Source organism: Neobacillus sp. 114, assembly GCF_030127045.1.
Taxonomy (GTDB): domain Bacteria; phylum Bacillota; class Bacilli; order Bacillales; family Cytobacillaceae; genus Neobacillus; species Neobacillus rhizophilus.
Window position 1 is genome coordinate 1876321 of record NZ_CP126144.1, and the last position, 11436, is coordinate 1887756.

Below are 11436 nucleotides of genomic sequence, written 5' to 3' on the forward strand. Positions count from 1 at the left end.
AGAGTATATTGTCGAAATATACTCTCTTTTCACCTGTATCTAAATTGTCGAAAAACGTCGAATATTTCATTAATAGGAGGTGTAGGCATGGCAAAGTATCTTTTGCAACGAATTGTCTATATGATATTGACCTTATTCATTGTAGCTTCTGTTACTTTTTTCCTCATGAAACTTATACCGGGTACTCCTTTTAATAGTGCGGAAAAATTAACGCCTCAACAGCTTCATATCATGCAAGAAAAGTATGGATTGAATGATCCTGTGCCTATTCAATATGTTCATTATATAGCGAACTTGGTTAAAGGTGATTTAGGAGTCTCCTTTCAATTTGATAATACCCCGGTTACAAAACTTCTTCAAATACGAATTGGTCCATCTGCTGTACTTGGTATTCAGGCAATGATTTTAGGTGCTTTAATAGGAATTGTCTTAGGAGTAGTTGCCGCATTAAAGCAGAATACATGGGTGGACTACGGTTCGACATTTATTGCTGTTGTTGGTAAATCAATCCCATCATTTATTTTTGCGGGATTGCTTCAGTATTACCTAGGAGTCAAACTTGGTTGGTTCCCTGTAATGTTTTGGAAAGGGCCGGAATATACCATTATGCCAACGATTGCTTTGGCGATGTTCCCAATCTCGATTACGGCACGTTTTATGCGGACTGAAATGGTGGAAGTTTTGGGTACAGAATACATTACATTGGCAAAAGCAAAAGGCGCAAGTTATTGGCAGATAAGTGTAAAACACGCTTTAAGAAATGCCTTAATTCCAGTTGTTACAGTTCTTGGCCCCTTAGCAGTAGGGCTTATGACAGGTTCCCTCGTTATTGAAAATATCTTTGGAATACCAGGTATTGGTGAGCAATTTGTTAAAGCGATTATGGTAAACGACTATCCGGTTATTATGGGAACGAATATTTTATTTGCTGCTTTGTTTGTGGTCATAATATTAGTAGTAGATATTCTTTACGGTATAATTGACCCACGTATTCGTATCTCGGGGGGGAAAAGTTAAATGTTAAACAAAGAAACAGCTATTTCGAAGGATATGTTTGCGCCCGCCCATATAGATCCATCTAAAAGTGAGAAAATTTCCAAGCCCAGCTTAAACTTTTGGCAGGATTCTTGGCTAAGGGTCAAAAAAAATAAAGGTGCAGTGCTAAGTTTAGTGATAATTGTCATCGTCATCTTTTTAGCGTTTGTCGGGCCTTTATTGACACCATATAAATTTGATACGCAAAATACAAAGAATAATAACTTACCACCTCGTATACAAGGGTTGGAAAACATCCACTGGCTCCCGTTTGATGGGACATTAAAGCGAAAGAATGGGACGGAGTACAACCCTTATGAGATCCGAGAGGTAAAGGAGTACTATTGGTTTGGTACAGATGGCCTTGGCCGGGATCTCTTTGCACGTCTTTGGAAAGGAACTCAAATATCACTTTTCATCGCTTTTATGGCAGCACTAGTGGACATGCTGATAGGGGTGACCTATGGGGCGATTTCAGGTTACCTAGGTGGGCGCGTAGATAGCGTCATGCAGAGGATAGTGGAAATTATCGTCGGGATTCCTAACCTAATTGTCGTCGTATTAATGATTCTTGTGTTAAAACCGGGTATTGTTCCGATCATTATTGCAATCGCTCTTACCGGTTGGACAAGTATGGCCCGTGTGGTCCGTGCCCAGGTATTAAAATTTAAAAATCAGGAATTTGTTTTGGCTGCCAAAACGTTAGGCGCTTCAAATGGATCTATCATATTTAAACATATGATTCCAAACATGTTTGGCGTCATTATCATAAATACAATGTTCTCTATCCCGAATGCGATTTTCTTCGAAGCATTCCTAAGCTTTATTGGGTTAGGTCTGCAAGAGCCAAATGCGTCCTTGGGGACATTGGTGAATGACGGCTATCATTCAATGATTGCTTTTCCATATCAAATGATTATTCCATCGATCATGATTGCGTTAATTATGGTTTGTTTCAATCTGGTGGCAGATGGTTTACGAGATGCATTCGATCCAAAAATGCGTGATTAGAAGGCGGGTGATTTATAGTGGAGAAAATTTTACAAATAAAAGATTTAAATATTTCATTCCACACCTTTGCTGGGGAAGTTAAAGCAATTCGCGGAGTGAGTTTTGATTTATTTAAAGGGGAAACTCTGGCAATTGTAGGGGAATCTGGTTCTGGTAAGTCTGTTACCACAAAATCCATTATGCGGCTTCTTCCAGAACATAATTCCGAGATAAAAGGAGGCCAGGTCCTTTTTGATGGCAAAGACCTAACCAAATTATCTGATAAGCAAATGCAAAAAATCCGTGGTAAAGACATTTCGATGATTTTCCAAGACCCGATGACATCATTAAACCCTACAATGAAAATCGGAAATCAAATTATGGAACCGCTGATTAAGCACCAAAACATGTCTAAAGGTGCCGCCAGAGAAAGAGCAGTTGAACTTTTAAGGCTGGTTGGTATTCCTAAGCCGGAAATTCGTGTTGATCAATACCCGCATCAGTTTTCGGGCGGGATGAGACAAAGGGTTGTTATAGCTATTGCGTTAGCTTGTAATCCTAAAGTTTTAATCGCAGATGAACCAACAACGGCTTTGGACGTTACAATCCAGGCTCAAATTCTGGAATTAATGAAGGATTTGCAAAAGAAAATTGATACATCAATCATCTTTATTACCCATGACCTTGGCGTTGTAGCTAATGTTGCTGACCGAGTCGCTGTTATGTATGGCGGTAAAATCGTAGAAGTTGGGACTGCTGATGAAATTTTCTATAATCCTAAACACCCATATACATGGGGATTGATTAGCTCCATGCCGGATATGGAAACAAATGATGAGGAATTATACTCAATCCCGGGAACACCGCCTGATTTATTAGATCCGCCAAAGGGTGATGCATTTGCACCCCGTAACCCTTATGTGATGAAAATCGACCTAGAACAGGAGCCGCCATTCTTTAAGGTATCTGACACTCATTATGCAGCCACTTGGCTATTGCATCCGGATGCTCCAAAGGTGGAACCGCCTGAGGCTGTGAAAAGGCGTCAAAGTCAATTCCCTGGTGTAAAGGTGGGAAAATAAATGAGTGAAAGAAAAAAATTATTAGAAATAAAAAATTTAAAACAGTATTTTAATGAAGGCAAACCTAATGAGGTAAAAGCGGTTGATAATGTCTCTTTTGATATTTATAAAGGAGAGGTAATGGGGCTTGTGGGTGAATCAGGCTGCGGTAAATCTACAACAGGCCGGACAATTATTCGTCTATACGATGCCACAGGCGGAGAAGTCCTTTATGATGGTGTTAATGTTCACGGAAATAAATCCAAGAAGGAACTGAAACAATTCAACCGTAAGATGCAAATGATTTTCCAAGATCCATATGCATCATTAAATCCTCGCTTGAAAATTGCGGATGTTATTGCCGAGGGAATCGATATCCACGGGTTAGCTAAATCAAAACAAGAGCGAATGGAAAAGGTATACGAATTGCTTGAAACTGTTGGATTGAACAAGGAACATGCTAATCGTTATCCACATGAATTTTCTGGCGGACAGCGGCAGCGGATTGGGATTGCCCGTGCTCTGGCAGTTCAACCGGAGTTCATTATTGCGGATGAGCCTATTTCAGCATTGGACGTATCGATTCAAGCGCAGGTTGTAAACCTAATGAAAAAGCTCCAGCATGAAAAAGGGTTAACCTATCTGTTCATTGCACATGACTTGTCAATGGTAAAATACATCAGCGACCGTATCGGTGTTATGTATTTTGGGAAAATAGTTGAGCTTGCACCAGCAGATGAACTTTACCGAAACCCGCTTCATCCATACACGCAATCATTATTATCTGCGATTCCTGCTCCTGATCCGATTAGTGAGCGGACACGGAAACGTAAAACATATGATCCGGCAACTCATAATTATCAGGACAATGAGCCGGTTGAATTCCGAGAAGTTACGCCGGGACACTTTGTCCTTTGTTCAGAAACAGAATTTAAACAATATCAAGCACAATCTAAACAATAATAAAAAAAACGACCTCGAATTTCGAGATCGTTTTTTTATTATTTTACTTTTTCTTTCCGCCAACGGTTTTCCAGCCAGTTTGAAATCTGGCACTTTGGTCGACAAATTCGCTGCGGCGTTTTCCGCCAAATACCTTTTCACCAATACCGTTTGTGATGACTCCCATAAAAGCTGTAATCCCGATCACTAACAGTGCAACAACTGTTAAATCAGTTATGTATCCAGCCATGATTGTCCCTCCATTTGATGAATCAAAGAATTGATTTTATTTTATTCACTATACCTATTGTAAAAGAACTTTGCCTTTAAGAAAAGAGAAAAATAAAAAACTATTGAAAAGCTATATTTAAATACTGATATCGTTTTCATCTTGTGATTTTAATTGAGAATGGATTTTTTAGAAAAAATCCTAGCAGGTTATTTGTTATTAAAAAGAGATTTAATTCACAATGCATTACCCTCAGAAAGCATAAATAAAGATACGAACATTTTAGTATGATTAACAAAGAAAAGTAATAAAAAATAAAAAAATAAAAAAATTTTTGAAACTTTTGCAGAAATTATTCGTCTAATATAATAAAGGACGTATAATTTAGGGGGGATTCTGATAGTGATTATTTTTGAAAAAGGGATACCTTTTTTCGATATTGTAGTGTATAATGGGTGATATAAATTCCTTATTTATAATAATTTTAATTTTATAAACTGTAATACATTGGAATTGTGTTAATTTCCCTTATTTCGGATTGATATATGATAGATTTGCAAATAATAGAGGAGTGTGAAACACAGATGGTAACACTATACACCTCACCGAGCTGTACATCATGTCGGAAAGCAAAGTCATGGTTAGAAGAGCATGAGATTCCATATAAGGAAAGAAATATTTTCTCTGAACCTTTATCTATGGAAGAAATCAAAGAAATTCTACGTATGACTGAAGATGGAACGGATGAAATTATTTCAACGAGATCTAAAACCTTTCAAAAGTTAGATGTGAATTTGGATACAATGCCTCTTCAGGATTTATTCAAATTAATTAAAGAAAACCCAGGTTTGCTTCGCCGCCCAATCATCATTGATGAAAAACGTTTGCAAGTTGGATATAATGAAGATGAAATCCGCAGATTCCTGCCTAGAAAGGTCAGAACGTATCAATTGCGAGAAGCACAGCGGATGGTAAATTAATTGAGAGTAAGACCTTTTTTATAAAGGTCTTTTTTTCATTTTTATTGTTTGAAATTTTTATTTAATTTTGTTATTATTAAAGGAATATCTATATTGGAAATTTTCCCTCTGAATGTTGACTGGACTACTGTTCGTATTGGATATTGGGCGGATTTACGGATTTTGTGAAATTGCGCTTTTTTATTTCCCTTATTGGTTCTTTTATCATAAAATGAAAGTACAAGAGTATTTGCTTTTTTATTTAAAGTTTCATTGAATAAACTTTTTTTAAGAGTGAATGCTAAGGGAGTTATCTGCTTGGGGGTATTTAGTCCCTTCAATATGAACAATGGAAGGGAGAGGTTAAAATGGAGATTGAACGTATTAATGAAAATACGGTTAAATTTTATATTTCCTATGGTGATATAGAAGAAAGAGGCTTTGATCGGGAAGAGATTTGGTACAATCGTGAACGAAGTGAAGAACTCTTTTGGGAAATGATGGATGAAGTTCATGGAGAGGAAGAGTTTGTGGTTGAAGGTCCGTTATGGATTCAGGTTCAAGCCTTGGATAAAGGCTTAGAGGTACTTGTGACCAAAGCGCAGCTTTCTAAAGATGGCCAGAAATTTGAACTTCCCATTCCTAATGATAAAATTAAGGATTTACCTGTTGACGATAAGATTGACGAACTTTTAGATCAGCATTTTAATCCAAATTATTCAGATGATGAGGAAGTCCTCCTTGAGGAAGATAATTTGGAGTTTATTCTTGCATTTAGAGATTTTGAAGATGTGATCAGTTTGGCAAAAAGGCCGGGTCTTGATAACTTAGTCACAACGCTATATCACTTTGAAGGAAAGTATTACTTATATACTGAATTCCCGGAAGATGTTTTCGGTGAAGATGAGATTGATGATGTTTTAAGCGTATTGCTGGAATATGGGTATGAAACACAGTTAACGATTCACCGAATTCAGGAGTACGGTAAAGAAATAATTGCTGAGAATGTTTTTGAAGTTATTCGAAACCATTTTAGCTAAAAAAGGTACCGATTTCACAGTTGAAATCGGTATTATTTTAGCTCATAGGAAATTATAAATTCAACTATGCCTCTGTCTTCGTCCTATCGGACTCGCCAATCGGCGAGTTTTCATTTATCTAACTTTAAATATTGGTGTTTCAAAGCAGGTGAGGACACTGAAGAATACGGTTCGGGTTGTCATATTTTTGTTGGTTCTTTCAATTCTTCTTTTTGCATTCAAAAATCAGTTGGAGAGTGGCATTTTAGGGTTCCTAAGTGTAATGATTTCGCTTTCCGTCATCTTTATCGGGTTTGTTATATTTCTGGAAAACCGACATCCTACACAAACCATAACATGGCTGGTTGTTCTTGGAAGCTTTCCGCTGGTGGGGTTTATTTTTTATCTTCTCTTTGGCAGGAATTATCGAAAGGAACGGATGTTTAGAAAAAAGTATTTTCTTGATAAACAGGCTTTTTTAACTATTGAGGGTGAAAATGACCCAAGAAGTGAAGAAAAGCTGCAGTTAATGGGGGAGCATCAAGGCAAATTATTCATGCTCGCTCAAAAACTGGGGAATAGTCCAATATCCTTTGATACAGCAACCAAGGTTTTAACAAACGGTGAGGAAACTTTTTCTCATATAATGGAGGAACTAAAAAGGGCGAGGCACCATATTCATCTGGAATATTATATTATTAGGCATGATCAGATTGGTCAAGAAATAAAGAATATATTAATTGAAAAAGCGAATCAAGGTGTAAAGGTTCGTTTTATGTATGATGCCGTTGGGTCCTGGAAGCTTTCAAAAGCTTATATCAATGATTTAAAGAATGCAGGAATAGAAACTGTTCCATTTGGGCCGGTAAAATTGCCTTTTTTAAATAATAAGTTTAATTTCCGCAACCACCGAAAAATAATTGTCATAGACGGGAATATTGGGTTTGTCGGCGGATTAAATATTGGCGATGAATATCTGGGACGAAATAAGGATATTGGATTCTGGCGGGATACCCATTTGATGCTTCGGGGCGAAGCAGTGCGGACTCTGCAGCTCATTTTTCTTCAGGATTGGTATTATATGACGAATCATAGTTTTCTGACGGCAGAATACTTATCTCCACAAATTGACCATAAAAGCCACGGCGGTGTTCAGTTAATCGCAGGAGGCCCGGATAACGAATGGAGTGTCATCAAGAATATATTTTTCTCCATGATTGGATCGGCAAGAAAATCAGTCTGGATTGCTTCTCCTTACTTTATACCAGATGAGGATATTTTCTCCGCCATTAAAGTAGCCGCCTTAAGTGGAATTGATGTACGGCTTCTAGTTCCAAACCGTCCGGATAAGCGGATTGTCTTTCATGCTTCAAGATCCTATTTTCCTGAGCTTTTAGAGGCAGGAGTAAAGGTGTTTGAATATGAAAGAGGGTTTATGCACAGCAAAATTGTCATTGTTGATGGGGAATTGGCTTCGATAGGAACCTCTAATATGGATATGCGAAGCTTTCATTTGAATTTTGAGGTAAATGCGTTTCTTTTCCGGACGAAAAGTACCCAAAAGCTTGTTGCAGAATACCTAAACGATATAGAATTTGCAATACAATTAGATTTAAAAACATTCCAACAGCGGCATTTGGGGTATCGGTTGCTAGAATCCACTGCAAGACTGCTCTCACCGTTATTGTGAAAATTTTGTTAAAACTCGTCGAAACCGGCGGGTTTTATTTTTTTTGTAAAGGAATTTTGGCAAGTTTAGTCGAATTGGAGAAGAAAAGAAGGAGGGGGATTCCGATTGTTAACAGCCCAGACGAAAACAGGTAAACAAATTTCGCTTGGAAATTGTTACTCGAAAGAAGCACTTTTAAGCCTTAGAAAATCCGAGGAGTTCATATGTCCTGTCTGTGGGGAAAATGTTTCATTAAAGCTTGGTGAGCAGCGAATATTCCATTTTGCCCATAAAAAAGGAAGCACCTGCTGCGAAGTATACGAAGCAGAGTCCATCAATCATATTGAAGGAAAGCTTCAGTTATATCATTGGCTATGCATGCAAAAAATTCCTTGTATCCTCGAATTTTATGATCGGAAGATGCAACAGCGTCCCGATATCATGTTTGAACATAATGGTCAGAGATTTGCCCTAGAGTTTCAATGCTCCACACTATCAGAAGAGATATTTTGGAAAAGAACAAAAAACTACCTTGAACACCACTATACTCCTCTATGGATTATCTCCAGCCATCACATTCATCAAAAAAACCGCTACATCATTCCTTTTTCAAATTTTCATTACTTATTTTTACGAACGGGCATGGCAGGTCAATTGTATATACCCTGCTATTCTACTGAAAAGAAAGCCTTCCAATTAATTAGTTCTATTACTCCGTATTCCATTAAAAATGCTTTTGCGGAGCAATCATTCAATTCCCTTGATCGTTTGCGACTTGAGGATTTGCTCAATCCTAAGCCCGATGCATGGAAGATTAACCTATTAAAGTGGAAGGAAGCCGCAGAAAATTATCAAATTAGTTGGGTTCTTCATGCAGGTGCCGTAAAAAATCCCTTTCTCCATGAAATTTATCAGCGGAAATTAAATCTCTTTTTATTACCACCAGAAATAGGCCTGCCAGTTCCTCATGCAGTTTACATTCAAACCCCTCCAGTTGTATGGCAAACCTACTTATTCCTTGATTGTCTAGCTGATAAAAATCCTGGAGCATTGATCTCGTATCAGGATATACATTACCAGGTGCAGAAAAGAATCTCAAAAAAAGATATTACGATCCGAACTTTTCCTTTACTAGAAACTATTAATCCGATGATACCGGTCATAGAATATTTCCGGACGCTGATTGAATTGGGCGTTTTAATTCGAAAAGGGGACTGGTTATGCGAAATAAACCGAAAAATCAAGATTCCACAATCAAACCGAGAAAAGGATGAGGCAAAGTCAAAATTTTATCAAAATAATAAATGAAAATAGATGACAGGGCATAATATAGGAGAGGCTTTACTGCTTATAAGCGTAAAGGAGGAAAAATAAAGAAAAAATGGAATATAATAAAGTGGAATTGGATTATCGAATGGAAATGGAGGATCAATCATGACAAATGAAACGGCTGTAAAGTCACTCCCGGCAAGAAGTGAAATTCCAGTTGAAGATACGTGGAAGCTGGAGGATATTTTTGCAAGTGATGAGGGATGGGAAAAAGAATTCCAAGAGGTGAAGGCACAAATTCCGGGAATTAAGCAGTTCGAAGGAAAATTGGGAGAAAGTGCAGAGACGCTTTATAAAGCCCTTCAATTTCAGGACCAGCTTTTTGAAAGAATCGGCAAGCTCTATACATATTCACATATGAGATACGACCAAGATACGACAAACTCTTTTTATCAGGGCTTGGATGATCGAATGAAGAATCTTTATTCTCAAGCAGCGAGCCAATTTGCCTTTATTGTTCCGGAAATTCTAGCAATTGACGAAAGTAAAGTAACTGGTTTTTTAAGTGAAAAAACGGAATTAAAGCTATATGAACATTCTCTTGAAGAAATTAATTTGCAACGGCCGCATGTATTGAGTGCGGAGCAGGAAGCTCTGCTTGCTGAGGCGAGTGAAGTAATGAATGCGTCTAGTAATACATTCGGCATGCTGAATAATGCCGATTTGGAGTTCCCGTCCATTAAGGATGAAAATGGAAACGAGGTTGAAATTACTCATGGCCGTTATATCCGTTTCCTTGAAAGTGAAGACCAGAGGGTTAGGCATGACGCTTTTAAAGGGGTATATCAAACCTATGGCCAGTTTAAAAATACATTCGCAAGTACCTTAGGCGGTAATGTAAAAAAGGATAATTTTAATGCTAGGGTCCGGAACTATGACTCAGCAAGACATTCAGCCCTTGCTGCTAATAATATTCCTGAAACGGTCTATGATAACTTAGTGAATACCGTTAATGAGAATCTGCATCTGCTGCACCGTTATGTAAAGCTCCGCAAACAAGTATTAGGGGTTCAGGAGCTTCATATGTATGATTTGTACACACCACTAGTTAAAGATGTGAAAATGGAAATTAAGTATGAAGAAGCAAAAGACCTTGTTATAAAAGGGCTAGCTCCGTTAGGTGATGAGTATGCCCAGATTCTAAAAGAAGGCTTTGAAAACCGCTGGGTGGATGTCCATGAGAATAAGGGCAAGCGAAGCGGGGCTTACTCCTCAGGAGCATACGGAACGCATCCATATATCCTGATGAACTGGCAGGATAACGTAAACAATTTATTCACCTTAGCACATGAGTTTGGCCACTCTGTACACAGCTTCTATACGCGGAAGAATCAGCCGTTCCCATATGGGGACTATTCGATTTTTGTTGCCGAGGTGGCTTCTACCTGCAATGAGGCGCTGCTGAACGACTATTTGTTAAAAACAATTGATGATGAACAAAAGAGGATTTATCTGTTGAATCATTATTTGGAAGGCTTTAGAGGGACGGTATTCCGTCAGACGATGTTTGCTGAATTCGAGCATTTAATCCACCAGATGGCGCAGAATAATGAGGCATTAACGGCTGAAACATTAACAAAAACCTATTATGAATTAAATAAAAAGTACTTCGGTGAAGAGGATATTGTCATTGATGAGGAAATCGGCCTTGAATGGACCCGCATCCCGCATTTCTATTACAACTATTATGTCTACCAATATGCGACAGGCTTCAGCGCGGCCACAGCACTAAGCAAGCAGATTTTAGAGGAAGGCAAGCCAGCAGTAAAACGGTATATTGAATTCCTCAGTGCAGGAAGCTCCGATTATCCAATCGAAGTATTAAAGAAAGCCGGAGTGGATATGACAAGCTCTGAGCCAATCAAGGATGCCTGCAAGGTGTTTGAAGAAAAACTAGGTGAATTAGAACAACTATTGCTAAAAAAATAAAGAAGGAGGGATGGTATAGTCGCCATCCCTTTCCTAACGAATAATTTCAACTACGCCTCATGAACCGTCCTATCGGACTAGCCAATCGGTGAGTTTTCATTTAAAATCCCTTAAATTTTTTTCTGTCATTGATGGAGATTATGGGGGTTAAGATGGAAAGAAACAATACGGGGATGCTAATTATAATCGGGAAAATTTTCATGAGTGCCAGTACATGTAAAAAAAATGCAAAAATAAAAAAAAGAATCATCAGCGTAATGGAGAACTTTTTCAA

Annotated in this window: 10 protein-coding genes; 9 read left to right on the forward strand and 1 reads right to left on the reverse strand. The window is 38.1% G+C overall.

The window, feature by feature from the left end; genetic code table 11:
- Positions 1-87: 87 nt before the first annotated feature.
- Genes opp3b through QNN06_RS09395 form a run of 4 tightly spaced genes read left to right on the forward strand, consistent with a single transcriptional unit; the run spans position 88 to position 4049 of the window.
- Positions 88-1017, forward strand: coding sequence for an oligopeptide ABC transporter permease (gene opp3b / locus QNN06_RS09380; protein WP_213116609.1), 930 nt, complete (start codon positions 88-90; stop codon positions 1015-1017).
- The gene (gene opp3C, locus QNN06_RS09385; RefSeq protein ID WP_213116608.1) at positions 1018-2046 is read left to right on the forward strand and encodes an oligopeptide ABC transporter permease; all 1029 of its coding nucleotides are present in this window, start codon (positions 1018-1020) and stop codon (positions 2044-2046) included.
- Between the two features lie 17 nt (positions 2047-2063).
- Positions 2064-3107, forward strand: a complete 1044-nt coding sequence (locus QNN06_RS09390; RefSeq protein WP_213116607.1) for an ABC transporter ATP-binding protein — start codon at positions 2064-2066, stop codon at positions 3105-3107.
- Entirely contained in the window at positions 3108-4049 is a 942-nt protein-coding gene (locus tag QNN06_RS09395; RefSeq protein ID WP_213116606.1) for an ABC transporter ATP-binding protein, read from the forward strand.
- 43 nt (positions 4050-4092) lie between these two features.
- On the opposite strand, the gene QNN06_RS09400 is transcribed toward QNN06_RS09395, so the two are convergent.
- Entirely contained in the window at positions 4093-4278 is a 186-nt protein-coding gene (locus tag QNN06_RS09400) for a hypothetical protein (RefSeq protein ID WP_213116605.1), read from the reverse strand.
- Between the two features lie 563 nt (positions 4279-4841).
- Here QNN06_RS09400 and spxA point away from each other — a divergent pair.
- From spxA to pepF, 5 genes are all read left to right on the forward strand, one after another.
- Positions 4842-5237 carry a transcriptional regulator SpxA gene (spxA, locus tag QNN06_RS09405; RefSeq protein WP_042455300.1) on the forward strand — a complete coding sequence of 132 codons (396 nt, stop codon included), beginning with the start codon at positions 4842-4844 and terminating at the stop codon, positions 5235-5237.
- A gap of 347 nt (positions 5238-5584) precedes the next feature.
- Complete coding sequence (mecA, locus tag QNN06_RS09410) at positions 5585-6256, forward strand: adaptor protein MecA (protein ID WP_213116604.1); 672 nt, start codon at positions 5585-5587, stop codon at positions 6254-6256.
- A gap of 157 nt (positions 6257-6413) precedes the next feature.
- Entirely contained in the window at positions 6414-7925 is a 1512-nt protein-coding gene (gene cls / locus QNN06_RS09415; protein ID WP_284037915.1) for a cardiolipin synthase, read from the forward strand.
- 105 nt (positions 7926-8030) lie between these two features.
- Positions 8031-9212 carry a competence protein CoiA gene (locus QNN06_RS09420; RefSeq protein WP_213116603.1) on the forward strand — a complete coding sequence of 394 codons (1182 nt, stop codon included), beginning with the start codon at positions 8031-8033 and terminating at the stop codon, positions 9210-9212.
- A 126-nt stretch (positions 9213-9338) separates the two neighbouring features.
- A complete protein-coding gene (gene pepF, locus QNN06_RS09425; protein WP_213116602.1) occupies positions 9339-11162 on the forward strand; it encodes an oligoendopeptidase F in 1824 nt (607 codons plus the stop codon).
- The last annotated feature ends 274 nt before the right edge of the window (positions 11163-11436 follow it).